The organism is Roseateles sp., from assembly GCF_039595595.1.
In the GTDB taxonomy this organism is placed as follows: Bacteria; Pseudomonadota; Gammaproteobacteria; order Burkholderiales; family Burkholderiaceae_C; genus Roseateles.
The window spans coordinates 592,667-610,373 of sequence record NZ_JBCNLG010000001.1 but is presented as its reverse complement, the minus strand read 5'-3'; the positions used below and the strand labels follow the sequence as shown (position 1 = coordinate 610,373).

Sequence of the window (17,707 nt, the reverse complement as noted above, 5' to 3'; positions counted from 1 at the left end):
AGGCCTTGGCTTCGCCGCCGAACTTGGAGGCCAGCACGGTCGCGATCGCGGCCGTCAGCGTCGTCTTGCCATGGTCAACGTGACCAATCGTGCCCACGTTCACGTGCGGCTTGGTACGTTCAAACTTGCCTTTTGCCATCTTGCGCTCCTGGCGATCAGATCAAGAAACGGGATAGAAGAGATTGGTGGTGCCCATGACGCGGATCGAACGCGTGACCTCTCCCTTACCAAGGGAGTGCTCTACCACTGAGCCACATGGGCATCGACACAGGATTGATGACCTTATCAGCAAACCTGTGCCGATCTCTCGACACGACACCTTCAGCTTCCGGTGGAGCGGGAAACGGGAATCGAACCCGTGTCATTAGCTTGGAAGGCTAAGGTTCTACCATTGAACTACTCCCGCCCGGGAGCTTTCCAATTCCAGCTGCCTGAACCGCGAAGCGGGTGACGATCACCCGCTTCGTTGCTCTTGCAATCTGTTCGCCTTGGTGGAGGAGGCTGGATTCGAACCAGCGTACGCGTTAGCGGGCAGATTTACAGTCTGCTGCCTTTAACCACTCGGCCACCCCTCCGAGGCGAGCCCACGACTATAGCAGCGTTCTTATTTGGCGCAAACACTTTTTAGCCCGGGAACCGCAGCCGTGCGATTGGCGATTTGCCGCTCATGACCCCAACGTGCCCGAACGCACGCATGCCGAGGCATGTATATGGACCACCAGTAATACCAATTTGCGACCAAGTGGTCTCGTTCCAGCGTTCGCCGCCGCCCCTCGAATCCGCCCTCGCCGAAACCGTCAGACACCGCTGTCCATGGGGGTCGCGGCGGCGCTACAGCAGGGAAAACACGCCCCTTGAACTGGTAGCAAAGTGGCTTTACCGGCCGTTATAGTGGCATGGCATTGGTTGTATTGAGGTGTATTCGGGGGCGCCAGCAGCACGTCCACTCAGCGGTCGAGTGGCGTGATTTCGGGTGCCGAGTCTTCATCAAGGCCACAACTCCCTGGCCACTCGAGGAGCAGTTCATGAAGGTCAACAAGACCCCTATCGCGGCGGCGGTCACGCTGACGCTGCTGAGCGCGGCGTTCGCCGCGCAGGCGCAAGAACAGAAGAAGGACGACGGCACCCAGCTGGAACAAGTGGTCGTCACCGGCATCCGCGCATCGCTGCAGTCGGCGGCCAACATCAAGAAGAACGCCAGCGCCGTTGTCGATGCCGTGAGCGCCGAGGACGTGGGCAAGCTCCCCGACTCGGACGTCGGCCAAGCCCTGGGCCGGATCCCCGGCATCTCGGTGGGCCGGGCGTTCGGCCAAGGCGCGTCGGTGTCCATCCGCGGCACCGATCCGCAGATGACGTACACCACGCTGAACGGCCAGACGGTCGCGTCCACCGGCTGGTATGACCAGATGGACATCGACCGCTCGTTCAACTATTCGCTGTTGCCCGCCGAAATGATCGGCGGCATGGAGGTCTACAAGTCCTCGCAGGCCAACCTGACCGAAGGCGGCATCGGCGGCACGGTGATCGTCAAGACCCGCAAGCCGCTGGACCTGAAGGCCAACACGGTCTTCGGCAGCGTGCGCTACGGCGACGGCACCATCAGCGACTCGGAGAAGGAAGCCTCCGGCCTGTACAGCTGGCGCAACGAAAGCCGCACCTTTGGCGCGCTGATCGCCGCCGGCCTGTCCAAGGGCGACTACATCCGCCGCGGCGTCGAAGCCGACAGCCGCTGGAACAGCGACGTGGCCCCGACCGCCTTCGTGCAGGAGCGCAAGCGCACCTCGCTCAACGTCGCCCTGCAGGCGCGCCCGGTCGAGGGCTTCGAAGTCGGCCTGAACCTGCTGAAGCTGAAGCTGGACGCCGACAGCTCCAACTCCAGTGACTACCTGATGCATGACCAGAATTGCGACCAGCGCAATACCGCGGTCAAGTCGGACTTCAACCCGAACGGCATGTGCCTGCACAGCACGACCACGGCCGCCAACCCGCTGCCGCACAAGTTCTTCCAGGTCTGGGCGCGCGGCGCCAGCATGGATTCGGAAAGCGCCGTGGCCGACGCCCACTACACCCTGGGCAGCGCCAAGTTCGACCTCGTTGTCGGCACGACCAAGGCGGACGGCGGTACCTCGGCCACCACCAACTACCAGACCGCCGCCTTCGACGGCGCCGCCGGCCCGTTCACGCGCCCGAACTGGCAGGGCACGATCGACGCCACCGGCAAGCAGATCAAGGTCAACCCGAGCAACGACCAGTCCTGGGGCGTCGGCTCCCTGCCGGCGCAGATGTCGCCGGAAACCTGGGCCACCTCCGCCGGTCCCAACAAGGACAAGGAGAAGTTCGGCCAGCTCGACGCCACCTTCGACCTGGACTGGGGCGTGATCAACGCCTTCAAGACCGGTGTGCGCTTTGCCGACCACACTTTCGAGAAGCGCAGCTACCGCCCGATCTGGAACACGACGATCACGCCGGTGGCCACCTCCGGGCTGTTCGACGGCTCGGTGAACGTCGGCGGATGGACGGTGCCGCGCGCCAACATCGGCGCGATGCTGGACAACACCAACCGGAACATCTCCGGCTGGGTCGAGGACCGCTCCGGCTATGGCGAGCTGAACGAGAAGAACCGGTCGGTCTACGGCATGTTCGAGTTCGAGACCAAGGGCATGCGCGGCAACTTCGGCGTGCGCTACATCTCCACCAAGGCCACCAGCACCGGTTACCTGTTCGACGGCGTGACGCCGGCCGACCAGTACGCCGGCAACCAGAACTGGGCCAAGACCACCACGTCCACCAAGTCGACCTACAACGACGTGCTGCCCAGCATCAACCTGGCCTTCGACCTGAGAAGCGACCTGGTGCTGCGGGCGACCGCCTCGCAGGCCATCACGCGCCCGAACTTCGCCAACATGTTCGGCGTGACGGTGTCCGGCTACAACGACGACCGCAACGGCAACGAGACCTGGACCATCGGCAACATCGGCCTCAAGCCGATGAAGTCGAGCCAGGCTGACCTCGGCCTGGAGTACTACTACGGCCGCGGCAACATGATGTCGGCGACCTACTTCATCAAGGACATCTCCAACTTCGTCGTCGCCATCGCCACGCCGAACCAGAAGGTCGGCCTGGTCGATCCCAAGACCGGCGTCGACAACTGGACGGTGCAGAGCTTCCAGAACGCCGGCGGCGGCAAGATCCGCGGTATCGAGCTGCAGGCCAACCACGCCTTCGGCAACGGCTTCGGCGCGCAGGGCAACTACACCTTCACCGAAGGCACGGCGCCGGCCAGCAGCTACCTGGATGGGCTGAGCCTGTTCACGCAGTCGTCCAAGCACAACGTGAACCTGGTCGGCTACTACGAGAACGAGCAGTACTTTGCTCGCCTGGCCTACAACTGGCGCTCGAAGTACATGATCCGCGAAGGCGCGTTCTGGTATGGCAACCGCATGCACGATGCCTACGGCACGCTGGACGCCAGCGTGGGCTGGAACATCACGAAGAACCTGCGGCTGTCGTTCGAGGCGATCAACCTGACCAAGGAAGACGACGTCCAGTACGGCGCCGCCGCGGCCTCCAACACCGCCATCAAGGATCCGCTGCGCGCCGGCTTCCCGGCCTGGAGCTTCAAGGGCGAGACCACCTACAAGCTGGGCCTGAGCGCCAAGTTCTGACCGGCACCGCTGCGTCACTTCGAAAGCCCGGCAGCCGCCGGGCTTTTTTCGTTGCGCTGCGCGGCCGGGCAAGCAAGCAAGCCAGCAAGCAAGCAAGCAAGCAAGCAAGCGACTCTCCGCCTGCGGGCGGGCGGCGCTCGCGCGCTAGAAGTCGTAGAAGGTGGTGATGGTCAGCCGGCCCTGGCGTGGATCGCTGCTGAGGCCCAGCGCGGGATTGACGATGGCCGAGTGCAACAGGCTGCCCCGGTAGGCCACCAGGCGGTTGAATCGCGCCGGCAGCATGCCCAGCAGCTCGAAGCAATCGTCCGAGTCGCTGAAATACCGCGGCGGCGCCGGGGAGCGCTCCATCTCCGCATAGATCAAGTCGCCGTAGCGTTCGCGCTGATCGGCGGTGATCTGCTGCAGGCCGCTGGCCTTGTGGCGGTAGAAGGCGGTACCGCCATGGCGCTCGTCGCAGAGGTAGAGCATCACGGCCATGAAGTGCGGCGTGCTGGCATCGAAATGCGGCACCCGCTGCAGGGGCCCCAGATCCTCGGGTGCGACCGTCGTCAGCGAGAACGCGCACGGCGACTTGCGCAGCGGCAGTTCCTCGGGGACGCCGAAGTTCAGCCGGATCAACGGGTCCAGCAGCTCCGTCAGGCTTTCGCTATAGGCCGCCGGCACCGGCGCTCGCAGCCCGGGATAGCCCTTGCGCTCGTCAGCGCCCGGGCAGCGGTCGAAGCGGGCCTGGCAGGCTGCCTCGACCAGCGCCTGCGGATGCGCGAGGAAATCGTCGATGACGACGACCGGATGCTCGCCGACCCGCACCGAGCGGATGTCGGGCGGCATGCGGATGGCGAAGGTCTCCGGGCTCATGGAACGGTATTGTGCGGGCGCGGTCCGCTCAGATCTTCCAGTACCAGCGGCGCCTGTCGAGCTCACGCACGATGAGCCACCACACGCCCACGAAGGCCAGCGCGAAGCCCAGCGACTGCGCATGCGGCCCGAGCCAGGCGCCCAGCCAGCCGAAGCCGTGCGCGTAGAGCGGGCTCATCCAGCCGAAGCCTTCGAGGAACACGGTGCACATCCATGCACCGGCATAGGCCGCGATCGCGTTGACGCCGAAGCTGCGGAACAGCGCGGGCGCGCCGAGCCGGTCGATCAGCGCGTGCGCGGCGAGCAGCACCAGCGCGGCCAGCCCCCCGGTCCACAACACGAAGGACGGCGTCCAGAGATTCTTGTTGATCGGCATCAGGCCGATGGCGTCGAGCGCGAAGCCCGTGGCCGCCGCGATGAGGCCGACGGCCGCGAGCTGCCTGAGGGCGCCGGCGCGCAGCGCCTCGCCGCAGCGCCAGCCCAGCAGTGTCGTCGCCAAGGCGCCCAGCGTCGCGACGACCCCCTCGGGGTCATGGCCCAGGCCGGTCGCCGGATCCCATTCATACCCATGCGGACCGAGCAGCCACGCGTCGACCCGGCTGGCGATGTTGCCGGCCTTGTCGAGGGGACCGCCCCACAGCAGCAAGGCGCCATAGCCGGCCAGCAAGGCGGCGAGCCAGACGCGTTGACCGGCGGCGCGCCACTGGATCGCGATCAGGCCGGCGAGCGCGAAGCACAGGCCGATGCGCTGCAGCACGCCGGGAATGCGCAGCGCCGGCTTGTCCATCAGCCACCAGGCCAGCGCGTGCAGCACCAGGCCCAGCGCGACGATGCGCAAGCCGCGCTTCACCACGGTGGCGCGCAGGGCCGCGCCGCCGCCGGTCTCGATGCGCGCGCCCATCGCCAGCGACAAGGAGACGCCCACGATGAACAGGAAGAACGGGAACACCAGGTCGGTCGGCGTCCAGCCGTGCCAGGCCGCGTGCTCCAGCGGCGCGTAGACGTGGCCCCAGTCGCCGGGGTTGTTGACCAGCAGCATCGCGGCGACGGCCAGGCCGCGCATTGCGTCGACGGACGCGATGCGTTTCGAGGAAGCGTTCATGGGACGAGGATCGGAAGGAAACAGACGCTCAGAAGTCGCAGCGGCTCTCGAGCGCGGGCGTGGCCGGCGGGACCTGGTCGAGCCGCGCGATGCCGCCGGCGCGCCAGCGCTTCACCTGCGCCTCCACCTGGGCCGGGCTCAGGACGATGTCCTTCGCGTGGAAGACCCAGTCGACGTCCTGCTCGTACACGCGCGGGGGGCCGCCGGCGGGACCTTTCGGCAGCGGGCCTTCCGGCGAGAACCACAGGTTGAAGTTGATCGACATCGGCACCACCGGGTAGTTGCGGCCGCCGTGTTCGTCGATCTTGCGGCCGTCGATGAACCATTGGGTGCGGCCGTCGGCCACCTGCATCACCAGCGTGTGCCAGTCGCGGCCGCGCTCGCCGAGCGGGCCGAACTCCTCGTGCTGCTGGTTGAAGGCCAGCCACGGATCGAGGCGCACCGTCTGCCAGGTGATGCCGTAGATGCGGGTCTTGTCGCTGCCCCAGCCGCCATTGGGCAGGTACTCCCAGTCGAGCTCGCTGAACTCGGGATCGAAGTCGTGCCTCAGCGGGCTGACCGCGTAGAAGGTCTGGATCACCGGGTCGCCATCGGCGCCGCTGACCGGCAGATCGCTGAAGCGGATCCGCGCGGCATAGGTCCCCGCGAGGTATTTGCGCTGGTGACACACCTGCACCTGCGCGGTGCCCGGCCCGGTGCCGTCGGTCACGCCATGCAGGCGCAGCTTGCCGTCGACGAGGCTCAGACCCTCGGGCGCCCAACGCGCGCCGGGAATGCCGGGATGGCCCGGCGCGCTGCGAACCGTCCAGCCCTGCTTGAACAGCGCGGCGGTGTCGGCGTAGCTGAAGTCGTCGAAGAAGAACTTCGGCTCGGCGGCGTGCGCGCCAGCGGCCATCGACAACGCCGCCAGGCTCGCGGCGATCGCCTTCATGTCGCGTTCTCCACCGGCGCCGCCGCGACCGCCGGCTCCTGCGGCGCCCGTCCGGGCATGCGCACGAACAGCAGCAGGATCAGCGCCGGCGCGCCGCAGGCGATGGTCCACAGGAAGAAATGCTCGTAGCCCATCGCGAGCTGGATGTCGCCGCTGATGGTCTTGGAGAAGATGAAGCCCAGCTGCATCACGCCCGAGCCCAGCGCGTAATGCGCCGTCTGGTACTTGCCCGGCGCGACGGCCTGCATGATGAACAGGATCATCCCGACGAAGCCGAAGCCGTAGCCCAGCATCTCCACCGCGACGGCGAAGCCGACATGCCAGAGATCCGCTGGCATCGTGACGGCCAGGTAGTAGAAGGTCGCGTTGGGCACGGCCATCGCCACGATCAGGAAGGGCATCGCGCGGCGCAGGCTCATCCAGCTGGTGAAGTAACCCCCGGCGATGCTGCCCAGCAGGAAGGCCGCCGTGCCCACCGTGCCGTAGATGCCGCCCACCTGCTCGGTGCTCAGTCCCAGGCCGCCCTTGCCGCGCGCCTCGATCAGGAACAGCGGCCCGATCGTCTGCACCTGCCCTTCGGCGAAGCGGAACATCACGATGAACAGGATCATCAGCCAAATGCCCGGCTTGCCGAGGAAGTCCGCGATGACCTCGCGCAGCGTGCGCCAGACGCCGGCCGCGGTGAGGTCGCCGTGATCGGTGTTGAGCGTGCCGGGCAGCGCGTACGCGTTGTAGCTGGCCAGCACGAAGAGCAGCACCGACAGCAGCCCGAAGATCACCGACCACGCGTTCATGACGCCGATGCCGCGCTCCAGGTGACCGGCCAGCACCAGCAGGCCGCCCAGCGTCAGGAACTTCGACGCGTTGAAGAACGCGCCCTGCCACCCGGCATAGGCCGCCTGCTGCTTGTCGTCGAGCGCTGCCATGTACAGGCCGTCGCAGGCGATGTCGTGCGTGGCCGACGCATAGGCGAGCAGGAACAGCACCGCGATGCTGGCCGCGAACCACATCGGCAGTTGCAGCGCCACCGCCATCAGCGCCAGGCCCGCCGCGCCGGTGAACTGCCCGGCGACGACGATCAGCTTCTTGCTGCGCGCCAGCTCCAGGAATGGGCTCCACAGCGGCTTGAACGCCCAGGCCAGGCCCAGCAGGCCGGTCCAGCGCGCGATCTGGTCATTGGCCACGCCCATGTTCTTGAACATCAGGCCGGCGATCAGCATGACGACGAAGAACTGCATGCCCTGCACGAAGTACAGGCTGGCGACCCAGCGGATCGGCGATCGCGCGGGCGCGGCGGAAGTCTGCGTCTGGCTCATGTCGAGGCCCTCGGATCGATGCTCAGTTCAGCGTCACCGGCGACTGGCCGCCGGCCTCGCCGCGGCCTTGCAGCCACGCGCCCAGGGCGGCCAGCGCGCCGTCCGCGTAGCCCCAGCTGATCACCGTCGGCGCGTCGACGTCCAGCGCCTGGAACGGATTCCACAGCACCAGGTGCAGGTCCGGCGCCCACGCGCCAGCGTTGTCGCCATAGCGCGCGCGGTGCGTCGAGGCCACGATGCTGAAGCGGCCATCGCGCGGCACCGTCGCCCAGTCAAGCGCCGTGATGTCGGTGAGCGACACGAATTCCACGTCCGCATGGCCGTTGAAAAGCGCCCTCACCTGCGCGCCGGTCGGTCCGGCCTCGGAGACGCCGTCGGTGGGCACCTCGTCCTGCACGAACACGCGGATCGGCCGGTCGATCGCCGGCGGCGTGGCGCCGCGCAGCGCGCTCAGGCCCGCCGCCCAGGCCGCGCGCATCAGCGCGTCGTCGGCTTCGCGCCGCGCGCCCTGGTAGTCGTCGAAATGGATCGGGAAATCGCGCGCCAGCCGGTCCAGCCGTGCCTGCGCCTGCCGGCCGCGCTCGACGCTCAGTTCGCCGCGCGTGAGCGCGTCCTGCAGCGCGTGGATGGCCTGCGCCTGCTCGTCCAGCGAGCCCTGCGCCAGGATCATGTCGGCGCCGGCGTTGATGGCCAGCACCGCCGCCTTCGCATAGCCGTAGCGCTCGGCGATGGCCTTCATCATCAGCGCGTCGGTGATGACCACGCCGTCGTAGCCGTACTCGCCGCGCAGGATGCCGCCGAGGATCGTCTTCGAAAGCGTCGCCGGATAGTGCGGATCGATCTTCGGATAGACGATGTGCGCCGTCATGATCGACGGGGCCGCGTCGCGCAGCGCCCTGAAAGGCTTGAGCTCGAGCGCGTCGAGCTCGGCGCGCGACTTGTCCACGGTCGGCAGGTCCAGGTGCGAGTCGACATGCGTGTCGCCGTGTCCCGGGAAGTGCTTGATGCAGCAGGCCACGCCCGCCGCCATCGAGCCCTTCATCCACGCGCCGGCCAGGCGCGTCACGAGTTCCGCCGTCTCGCCGAAGCTGCGCTCGGCGATAACCGGGTTGGCGGCGTTGTTGTTGATGTCGGTGACGGGTGCGAAGTTCCAGTTGATGCCGATGCCGCGCAGCCCGCGCGCCACCGCGGCGCCGACCTGTTCGGCCAGCCCCTCGTCGCCCGCCGCGCCCAGCGCCATCGCCGACGGCGGCTGCGGCAGGAAGGTGGCGCGCACGACGGAACCGCCCTCCTGGTCCAGGCCGATCAGCGCATCCGGGCCCATGGCCTCGCGCAGGTCGCGCGTCAGCTGGCGGACCTCGGCCTCGGTGCCCAGGTTCTTGCGGAACAGGCAGACCGCGCGGATCCGGTTGTCGCGCAGGAAGGCGGCGGTGGCCGCATCCAGGCGCTTGCCCTGGATGTCCACCATCACCAGCCGGCCCGGATGGAATGCTGTCTCGCTCATGTCGTTCTCTTGCTGCCGGAAATCAATGGGGAATCCATGCGGGCCCCTGGCGGGATGCCTGCGGGAATCAATGCGTCTTCGTGACCTTGGCCAGATGGCGCGGCTGGTCGGGGTTCAGGCCGCGCGCCTGCGCGAGCGCCTCCACCATCGGATAGAAGCTCTGCACCGCGGCGATCGGATCGAGGTCCTCATTGCCGGTGCAGCTCAGCGGCAGTTCGGCGCCCGGCGTGCCTTCCGGCGCCGCCAGCAGCACGCGCGCGCCGCGGCCGCGCATTTCCTCGGCCAGCGCGAGCAGCCCCGCCTGCGCCGGTCCGCGCGGCGCGAAGACCAGCAGCGGGTAGCCCTCGTCGACCAGCGCCATCGGGCCGTGCTTCACTTCCGCGCCGGAGAAGGCCTCCGCCTGGATGCCGCAGGTCTCCTTGAACTTGAGCGCGGCCTCGAGCGCGATCGGCAGCGAGGTGCCGCGGCCGATCACGAACAGCTTGTCCGCATCCTTCAGCGCATCGACGGCCACGTCCCAGCGCTGGCGCGCGGCCTGCTCCATGGCCTGCGGCAGCGCCTGCAGCGCGGCGGACAGGTCCTCGTCGCCCTGCCAGGCCGCGACGACGCGCGCGCCGGCGACCAGTTGCGCGATGTAGCTCTTGGTCGCGGCCACGCTCTGCTCGACGCCGGCGTGCAGCGGGAAGACGTGCTCGGCGGCGGCGGCCAGCGGCGAGCCCTCGGCGTTGACGAAGGCGACCGTGCGCGCGCCGTTGGCGCGGAAGTACTGCGTCGGCGAGACCAGGTCCGGGCTCTGACCCGACTGCGAGAACGCCAGCGACAGCAGCCCCTTGCTCTCGATGCGGCTCTGGTAGAGCGTGATCAGCGACATCGGCAGCGAGGTCACCAGCCGGCCCAGGCGCGCCATGACCAGGTAGGCCAGGTAGTTGGACGCGTGGTCCGAGCTGCCGCGCGCGATCGTCAGCAGCGCGGCCGGCGGCTGCTCGCGCAGCGCGTCGCCCAGCGCCGCATAAGCGCCCTGATCGGCGGCCATCTGACGGGCCACCACCTGCGGCGCGCTCAGCGCCTCTTCCAGCATTCGCGAGGTCATATCGATTCCCCTTCCACGACCACGCGTTGCAACTGCAAGCCACGGTCCATCACCACGACATCCGCCCAGGCGCCCGGAGCCAGCCGGCCCCGGTCATCCAGACCCAAGTAATCGGCCGCATGCGTCGAGACGCGCCGCGACGCGTCCTCGAGCGGCAGGCCCAGCTTCAGCACCAGGTTGCGCAGCGCCTGGTCCATGGTCAGCGTCGATCCGGCCAGCGTGCCGTCGGGCAGGCGCACGCCGCCCAGGCACTTGGTGACGCGGTGCCGGCCGAGGCTGTATTCGCCATCGGGCATACCGGCCGCGGCCGTCGAATCGGTGACGCAGAACAGCCGCGGGATGCTGCGCAGCGCGACGCGAATCGCGCCGGGGTGCACGTGCAGCAGGTCCGGGATGATCTCGGCGTACTGCGCATGCGCGAGCGCCGCGCCGACCATGCCCGGCTCGCGGTGGTGCAGGCCGGTCATCGCGTTGAACAGGTGGGTGAAGCCGCCGGCGCCGCGGCCGAGGGCGGCCACGCCGTCCTCGTAGGTGCCCAGCGTGTGGCCGATCTGCACCTGGAAGCCGGCCTCGCGCAGCAACGGCACGAGGTCCAGGTTGCCGGGCAGCTCCGGCGCCAGCGTGATCAGGCGGATCGGCGCGATCGCGTGCAGCTCGCGGATCTCGCTGATCGACGCGGCCTTGGCGAAGTCCGGCTGCGCGCCGAGCTTGCCGGGATTGATGTAGGGCCCTTCGAGGTGCACGCCCAGCACGCGGGCGCCGCCGGCGGGCCGCTCGGCGCAGGCGGGCGCGAGTGCGCGCATCGCATGGCGGATCTCGTCCAGCGGCGCGGTCATCGTCGTCGCCAGCAGCGAGGTGGTGCCGTGCTTCGCATGCAGCGCCGCGAGCCGCGCGGCGGCCTCGCCGCCTTCCATCGTGTCGTGGCCGGCGCCGCCGTGGACGTGGGTGTCGATGAACCCGGGCAGCACCAGGGGCAGGTCTTGCGCGCCGTGGCGCGCCTCATGCTCGGGGACCGCGCTCCCGTCTATGCGGGTCACGCGTCCTTCTTGATGTTCCAGCACACCGCGGATGAAACCGCTGGGTGTCAGTATGAATCCGTCGATGTGCTGGGCCGTCATCCGTCTCGCCTCATCTCCGCGACGAAGTCGTAGTAATCGCTGCGGCAATAGGAATGGGTCAGCTCGACGGCTTGCCCCTGGTCCAGATAACCCACCCGCGTGATGAACAGCACCGCCTGGCCCACCGGAACTTCCAGCAGGCCGGCCAAGCGCGAATCCGCGTTGATGGCTCGAATGTGTTGCAGCGCGCGCACCGGCGCGCCGCCGTGCCGGGCCAGGTGCTCGTAAAGCGAGGACTCGACCTTCTGCGGCTCGGGCAGCACGGCCTCGGGCAGCACGGACAGCTCATAGGCCATGACCACGGCATCCGCCAGGCGCAGACGCTCCAGGCGCGCGACGCGCTGGCCCGTCGTCAGGCCCAGGGACAGCTGCTCGTCGGGCGCGGCCATGGCGAAGCCGCGGGTCAGCCAGCGGCTGCTAGGCTTGAAGCCGCGCTGGTGCAGTTCCTCGGAGAAGCTGGTCAGGCGCGAGAGCGGCTGCTCCAGCTTGGGCGCGATGTAGTTGCCGGAGCCGCGCTTGCGCACGATCAGGCCCTGCTCGACCAGGCGATCGATCGCCTTGCGCGCGGTGACGCGCGACAGGTCCAGGGATTCGGAGAGCACGCGTTCGGACGGGAGGGCCTCGTCGGCCTGGTACTGGCCTTCGCGGATCGCCTGCGCCAGCTTGTGGGCCAGCTGCATGTACAGCGGCGAGGCGGCGGCGGAGTCGGGCTTGAACTGGAAGGGCAGCTTGGTGCTCATCGGGCGTCTCTTCTTCTCAACGTGTTTCGGAGAGAGCGCCGCGGACCAGCCGCAGCGCGCCGTCGGCCGAGTCGCCCTGAGGCGACACGCAACGGGCCCGAATGTTGCCTGAGAAAAGCGCGGCGAGCCGCTGCGCCACACTGCCCGCCAGCGACAGCGGCAGCTGCTGCGAAGGGTCCAGCGCGAGCGCGAGCTGCTCCAGTTCCGCCACCGCCTGCGCGACCAGCGCGTGAGCGGCCGGGTCGGCGTCCGAGTGCTCGAACACCAGCGGCGCCAGCTGCGCGTAGGCATGCTGGCCGGCCTGGGCGACCCAGGCGTTGACGGCGTCGCGGTCCTGGTCGTGCGCGCAGCCGGCGGCAGCCCACACGGCGCGGGCCAGCGGGCCGGGTTCAGCGCGGCCGTCCATGGCCTTCTGCGCGATGCGCATCGCCTGGATTCCCAGCCAGGCGCCGCTGCCTTCGTCGCCGCCGATCCAGCCCCAGCCGCTGACGCAGACCAGCGAGCCGTCGGCGCGCAGCGCCTCGCCCACCGTGCCGGTACCCGCCGCGATCACACCGCCGGGGCGGCCTGCGTGGGCGCCGATGACGGAGGTGGTGCCGTCGTTCACGAGTTCGATGTGGGCGTAGCCGGGCTGCTGCGCGACGAAGGCCTGCGCTTGCGCGGCGACGCCGGCGCCGGAGAGGCCGAGACCGATCGCGGTGTCGGCCAGCGGCAGCCGTTCGAGGCCGGCCTTGGCGGCGGCTTCCTGGACCGCCATCTGGATGTGGCGCCAGGCCTGCGCGATGCCCTGCCCCAGCGCGGACGGGCCGGCCCACCCCTGGCCGAGCAGACGTCCGTGGACATCGCTGAGCCGGACCCGAGTGCCAGTGCCGCCGCCATCCACTCCCACCAGGAAGCGAACGGCCGCGAACTGCGGCTGCAAGGGCGCGGACCAGGCGTCCGCCAGGGAGTGGCTCGTCATGATTAATACCAGTTTAGTACCAAAAAACGCGAAGCGTCAATTGGTAGCGCACTGGACTTAACCCTGATGCACAAATCGCTCCGCTAGGGGCTTGCGGATGATAACCACCAACGTACCAGTGATGGCGCGCGAGTGAAATCGGAAGGGGCGCGCGTCCTGCGCGGTCCCTTCAGTCGAGCGACCACTCGAAGTCGACGCCCTGGCCCTTGAGCCAGTCGCGCGCGGTCGAGAAGTGCCCGCAGCCGATGAAGGGCGCCGGCCCGCGCGTGGCCGAGAGCGGCGACGGGTGATTCGCCTCCAGCACCAGGTGTCCATGGCCCGCCGCCTCGACGAGCGGCGCCTTCGCCTGCGCGTGCGCCCCCCACAGCAGGAAGACCTTCGGCGCCGGGTCCTTCGCCGTCGCGGCGATGAGCGCGTCGGTCAGCGATTCCCAGCCCTTCTTCGCGTGCGAGCCGGCGGCGCCGTCCTCGACGGTCAGACTGGTGTTGAGCATCAGCACGCCGCGCCTGGCCCACGCCGACAGGTGGCCAGAGATCGCCGGCTGCTGGCCCAGGTCGCGCAGCAGCTCCTTGAAGATGTTGCGCAGCGACGGCGGCAGCTTCTGCCCCGCCGGCACCGAGAACGCGAGTCCCTCGGCCTGCCCCGGCCCGTGGTACGGGTCCTGGCCGACGATGACGACCCGCACGCTCGCCAGCGGCGTCAAGCGCAGCGCGCGCAGCGGATCGGCGGGATAGATCGCCGCGCCTGTCGCCAGGCGCTCGCGCAGCAGCGCCTCGATGCGCTGGCCCTCGGCGCTGGCGCGCCAGGCGTCGACCAGCGGCTGCCAGCCGTCACCCACCTGCCAGTCGATGGCGCTCAGCGTCGCCGGCATCAGCCGAACAGCGCCGCCAGCGCCGCGCCCGGATCGGGCGCGCGCATGAAGGCCTCGCCGACGAGGAAGGCGTTCACCTGCGCCTGGCGCATGCGTGCCACGTCGCCCGGGCCGAGGATGCCTGACTCGGTCACCAGCAGCCGATCCGCCGGCACCTGCTTCAGCAGGCCCAGCGTCGTGTCCAGCGTGACCTCGAAGGTCTTCAGGTTGCGGTTGTTGATGCCGACCATCGGCGTCTTCAGGCGCAGCGCGCGCTCGAGCTCGTGGCCGTCGTGCACTTCGACCAGCACGTCCAGGCCGAGCCCCAGCGCGCAGTCCTCGAGCTCGGCCATCTGGCCATCGTCCAGGCTGGCCGCGATCAGCAGGATGCAGTCGGCGCCCATCGCGCGCGCTTCGTAGACCTGGTACGGGTCGATCATGAAGTCCTTGCGCAGCACCGGCAGCGCGCACGCGGCGCGCGCCTGCTTCAGATACTCGACCGAGCCCTGGAAGTGCGGCGTGTCGGTCAGCACGCTCAGGCAGGCCGCGCCGTGCTGCTCGTAGCTGCGGGCGATGTCGGCGGGACGGAAGTCCTCGCGCAGCACGCCCTTGCTCGGGCTGGCCTTCTTCACTTCGGCGATGACGCCGCTGCGGCCCGCGGCGATCTTCGCGCGCAGCGCGTTCACGAAGCCGCGCGTGGGCTCGGCGCGCGACTCGGCCTCGGCGCGCAGCGCGGCCAGTGGCAGCTTGGCCTGCGCCGCGGCGATCTCCTCGCGCTTGACGGCGTTGATGCGATCCAGGATGTCAGACATGCGGTTCTCTCTCCGGTTCTCTCTCCGTTACCGGCCTCACGCGTGCGCGGCGGCCTGTTTCTGCGTCTCGGCGACGAACTGGTCGAGCTTGGCCCTCGCCGCGCCCGACTCGATCGCCACCCGCGCCCTGGCCACGCCGTCGGCGATGGACTCGACGACATTGGCCGCGTACAGCGTCGCGCCGGCGTTCAGCAGCACGATGTCGCGCGCCGCGCCCGGCTCGTTGCCGAGCACGCCCAGCAGGATCTGCCGGCTTTCCTCCGGACCGCCGACACGCAGGTTGCGGCTCGCCACCATCGGCATGCCGAAGTCCTCCGGGTGGATCTCGTATTCGCGGATCTCGCCGTGCTTGAGCTCGCCGACCATCGTCGCCGCGCCCAGCGAGATCTCGTCCATCCCGTCCTTGCCGTAGACCACGACCGCGTGCTCCGCACCCAGGCGCTGCATCACGCGCACCTGGATGCCCACCAGGTCCGGATGGAACACGCCCATCAGGATGTTGGGCGCGCCGGCCGGGTTGGTCAGCGGCCCCAGGATGTTGAAGATCGTGCGCACGCCCAGCTCCTTGCGCACGGGCGCGATGTTCTTCATCGCCGGATGGTGGTTGGGCGCGAACATGAAGCCAATGCCGGCCGCTTCGACGCAGCGCGCCACCGCCTGCGGCGGCAGCGACAGCGTCACGCCGAGCGCCTCCAGCACGTCCGCGCTGCCGGTCTTGGACGAGACGCTGCGGTTGCCGTGCTTGGCGACCTGCGCGCCCGCCGCCGCGGCGACGAACATCGAGCAGGTCGAGATGTTGAAGGTGTGCGCGCCATCGCCGCCGGTGCCCACGACATCGACCAGGTGCGGCCCCGGCGCGATCGGCACCTTGACGGAGAACTCGCGCATCACCTGCGCGGCGGCGGTGATCTCGCCGATGGTCTCCTTCTTCACGCGCAGACCGATCAGGATCGCCGCGGCGGTCACCGGCGAGATGTCACCGCTCATGATGCGGCGCATCAGCGCCAGCATCTCGTCGTGGAAGATCTCGCGGTGCTCGATGACCCGCGTCAGCGCTTCGTTGTCGGTGATGGGCATGGTGGCCTCCCGCTCAGGCGTTGAAGAAGCGGCGCACCGCCGCGATCGCGCGGTCGACGCCCACGGCGTCGACATCCAGGTGTGTGACGAAGCGCAGCTTGTACAAGCCCGTCGCCAGCACGCCCTGCGCCTTCAGATGCGCGACCAGCGCCGCGGCGATGTCCTTGTCGACATCGCAGAACACGATGTTGGTCTGCGGCGCCTCGACCGTCAGGCCGGGCAGTCCGCGCAGGCCCTCGGCCAGGCGGCTGGCGAGCGCATGGTCATCGGCCAGGCGCAGGACCTGGTGGTCGAGCGCGTGATGCGCCGCCGCCGCGAGCACGCCGGCCTGGCGCATGCCGCCGCCGAGCATCTTGCGCGAGCGGTGCGCGCGCTGGATCAGCTCGCGCGAGCCGCACAGCACCGAGCCCACCGGCGCGCCCAGGCCCTTGGAGAAGCAGACCGAGACGCTGTCGAAATGCGCGCAGATGCGCCGCGCCGCGGCATACGGATCGCCGCCCTCGGCGGCGGCCACGGCGACGGCCGCGTTGAACAGGCGCGCGCCGTCCAGGTGACGGGCCAGGCCGTGACGCCGCGCCAGCTCGGACGCGGCGGCCAGGTAGTCCATCGGCAGCACCTTGCCGCCGATCGTGTTCTCCAGCGCCAGCAGCCGGGTGCGCGCGAAGTGCGCGTCGTCGGGCTTGATGTTGGCCTCGATGTCGGCCAGCGGCAGCGAGCCGTCGGGCGCGTGGTTCAGCGGCTGGGGCTGGATCGAGCCCAGCACCGCGGCGCCGCCGCCTTCCCAGCGGTAGGTGTGGGCGAACTGGCCGACGATGTACTCGTCGCCGCGCTGGCAATGCGCCATCAGCGCGCACAGGTTGCTCTGCGTGCCGGTGGGCATGAAGAGCGCCGCCTCGAAGCCCAGCCGCTCCGCCAGCGCCGACTGCAGCGCGTTGACGCTCGGATCGTCGCCGAAGACGTCGTCTCCGAGCGGTGCCGCAGCCATCGCGGCGCGCATGCCGGCGGTGGGCTGGGTGACGGTGTCGCTGCGCAGGTCGACGACCGCCGCGTCCGCATTCCTGCCCGCATTCCTGCCCGCATTCGTGCTCGCATTCATCGCGCCAACTCCAGGAAGTTCTTGAGCATCGCGTGGCCATGCTCGGAGAGGATGGATTCGGGGTGGAACTGCACGCCTTCCAGCGGCGTGGCGGTGCCGGCCAGCGCGCGGTGGCGCACGCCCATGATCTCGCCGTCGTCGGTGCGGGCGCTGATCTCGAGCTCCGCGGGCAGCGTCGCCTCCTCGATCGCCAGCGAGTGGTAGCGGATCACGTCGAAGCGCTCCGGCAGCCCGCTGAACACGCCGCGCGTGTCGGTCGCGATGGTCGAGGACTTGCCATGCATCTGCACCTTGGCGCGGATGATGTTCCCGCCGAGCGCCGCGCCGATGCTCTGGTGGCCCAGGCACACGCCCAGGATCGGCAGCTGGCCGATGAAGCGCTGGATCGCCGGTACGCACACGCCGGCTTCCTTCGGCGTGCAGGGGCCGGGCGAGAGCACCAGATGGCTCGGCTGGAGCGCGGCGATCTCGTCCAGCGTGATCTGGTCGTTGCGCACCGTCTTCACGTCGGCGCCGAGCTCGGCGAAGTACTGCACCAGGTTGAAGGTGAAGCTGTCGTAGTTGTCGATCATCAGCAGCATGTCGTTCTC

Annotated in this window: 16 protein-coding genes and 3 tRNA genes; 1 reads left to right on the top strand and 18 read right to left on the bottom strand. The window is 69.1% G+C overall.

Going from position 1 to position 17,707, the window contains the following annotated elements:
• The 4 genes from ABDW61_RS02745 to ABDW61_RS02730 all read right to left on the bottom strand — a co-directional run.
• Window positions 1-139 (bottom strand): GTP-binding protein (locus ABDW61_RS02745; RefSeq protein WP_343635984.1); only part of this gene is annotated, 139 nt, incomplete at its 3' end.
• A gap of 47 nt (window positions 140-186) precedes the next feature.
• Window positions 187-261 (bottom strand) — tRNA-Thr (locus tag ABDW61_RS02740).
• A gap of 71 nt (window positions 262-332) precedes the next feature.
• Window positions 333-406, bottom strand: a tRNA-Gly gene (locus tag ABDW61_RS02735).
• 83 nt (window positions 407-489) lie between these two features.
• Window positions 490-575: transfer RNA gene (locus tag ABDW61_RS02730), tRNA-Tyr, on the bottom strand.
• A 450-nt stretch (window positions 576-1,025) separates the two neighbouring features.
• On the opposite strand from ABDW61_RS02730, the gene ABDW61_RS02725 reads away from it, so the two are divergent.
• The gene (locus ABDW61_RS02725; RefSeq protein ID WP_343635950.1) at window positions 1,026-3,665 is read left to right on the top strand and encodes a TonB-dependent receptor; all 2,640 of its coding nucleotides are present in this window, start codon (window positions 1,026-1,028) and stop codon (window positions 3,663-3,665) included.
• 144 nt (window positions 3,666-3,809) lie between these two features.
• Here ABDW61_RS02725 and ABDW61_RS02720 read toward each other — a convergent pair whose 3' ends face one another.
• The 14 genes from ABDW61_RS02720 to ABDW61_RS02655 form a co-directional block, all read right to left on the bottom strand.
• A complete protein-coding gene (locus ABDW61_RS02720) occupies window positions 3,810-4,520 on the bottom strand; it encodes a DUF6445 family protein (protein ID WP_217648452.1) in 711 nt (236 codons plus the stop codon).
• 28 nt (window positions 4,521-4,548) lie between these two features.
• Complete coding sequence (locus ABDW61_RS02715) at window positions 4,549-5,622, bottom strand: heparan-alpha-glucosaminide N-acetyltransferase domain-containing protein (protein ID WP_343635947.1); 1,074 nt, start codon at window positions 5,620-5,622, stop codon at window positions 4,549-4,551.
• A 28-nt stretch (window positions 5,623-5,650) separates the two neighbouring features.
• Window positions 5,651-6,553: a glycoside hydrolase family 16 protein gene (locus ABDW61_RS02710; RefSeq protein WP_343635946.1), complete on the bottom strand. Its 903-nt coding sequence runs from the start codon at window positions 6,551-6,553 to the stop codon at window positions 5,651-5,653.
• On the bottom strand, window positions 6,550-7,869 hold the full coding sequence (locus tag ABDW61_RS02705) for an MFS transporter (protein WP_343635944.1): 1,320 nt from the start codon (window positions 7,867-7,869) through the stop codon (window positions 6,550-6,552). Before ABDW61_RS02705 ends, ABDW61_RS02710 begins: the two co-directional genes overlap by 4 nt.
• 22 nt (window positions 7,870-7,891) lie before the next feature.
• Window positions 7,892-9,373 carry a beta-N-acetylhexosaminidase gene (gene nagZ / locus ABDW61_RS02700; protein WP_343635942.1) on the bottom strand — a complete coding sequence of 494 codons (1,482 nt, stop codon included), beginning with the start codon at window positions 9,371-9,373 and terminating at the stop codon, window positions 7,892-7,894.
• 67 nt (window positions 9,374-9,440) lie between these two features.
• Window positions 9,441-10,463 carry an SIS domain-containing protein gene (locus ABDW61_RS02695; RefSeq protein WP_343635940.1) on the bottom strand — a complete coding sequence of 341 codons (1,023 nt, stop codon included), beginning with the start codon at window positions 10,461-10,463 and terminating at the stop codon, window positions 9,441-9,443.
• Window positions 10,460-11,581 (bottom strand): N-acetylglucosamine-6-phosphate deacetylase, encoded by a 1,122-nt coding sequence (gene nagA / locus ABDW61_RS02690; protein WP_343635938.1) that lies wholly within the window; start codon window positions 11,579-11,581, stop codon window positions 10,460-10,462. Before nagA ends, ABDW61_RS02695 begins: the two co-directional genes overlap by 4 nt.
• Window positions 11,578-12,321: a GntR family transcriptional regulator gene (locus tag ABDW61_RS02685; RefSeq protein ID WP_343635936.1), complete on the bottom strand. Its 744-nt coding sequence runs from the start codon at window positions 12,319-12,321 to the stop codon at window positions 11,578-11,580. Before ABDW61_RS02685 ends, nagA begins: the two co-directional genes overlap by 4 nt.
• A gap of 16 nt (window positions 12,322-12,337) precedes the next feature.
• Window positions 12,338-13,282 carry a BadF/BadG/BcrA/BcrD ATPase family protein gene (locus tag ABDW61_RS02680; RefSeq protein ID WP_343635934.1) on the bottom strand — a complete coding sequence of 315 codons (945 nt, stop codon included), beginning with the start codon at window positions 13,280-13,282 and terminating at the stop codon, window positions 12,338-12,340.
• A 169-nt stretch (window positions 13,283-13,451) separates the two neighbouring features.
• Window positions 13,452-14,153, bottom strand: coding sequence for a uracil-DNA glycosylase (locus ABDW61_RS02675; protein ID WP_343635932.1), 702 nt, complete (start codon window positions 14,151-14,153; stop codon window positions 13,452-13,454).
• Window positions 14,153-14,944 (bottom strand): indole-3-glycerol phosphate synthase TrpC, encoded by a 792-nt coding sequence (gene trpC / locus ABDW61_RS02670; protein WP_343635930.1) that lies wholly within the window; start codon window positions 14,942-14,944, stop codon window positions 14,153-14,155. The genes ABDW61_RS02675 and trpC overlap by 1 nt, the downstream gene beginning before the upstream one ends.
• A 36-nt stretch (window positions 14,945-14,980) precedes the next feature.
• The gene (trpD, locus tag ABDW61_RS02665) at window positions 14,981-16,021 is read right to left on the bottom strand and encodes an anthranilate phosphoribosyltransferase (RefSeq protein WP_343635928.1); all 1,041 of its coding nucleotides are present in this window, start codon (window positions 16,019-16,021) and stop codon (window positions 14,981-14,983) included.
• A gap of 13 nt (window positions 16,022-16,034) precedes the next feature.
• On the bottom strand, window positions 16,035-17,117 hold the full coding sequence (gene ltaE / locus ABDW61_RS02660) for a low-specificity L-threonine aldolase (RefSeq protein WP_343635926.1): 1,083 nt from the start codon (window positions 17,115-17,117) through the stop codon (window positions 16,035-16,037).
• On the bottom strand, window positions 17,114-17,698 hold the full coding sequence (locus tag ABDW61_RS02655; protein ID WP_343635924.1) for an aminodeoxychorismate/anthranilate synthase component II: 585 nt from the start codon (window positions 17,696-17,698) through the stop codon (window positions 17,114-17,116). The genes ltaE and ABDW61_RS02655 overlap by 4 nt, the downstream gene beginning before the upstream one ends.
• Between the last annotated feature and the right edge of the window lie 9 nt (window positions 17,699-17,707).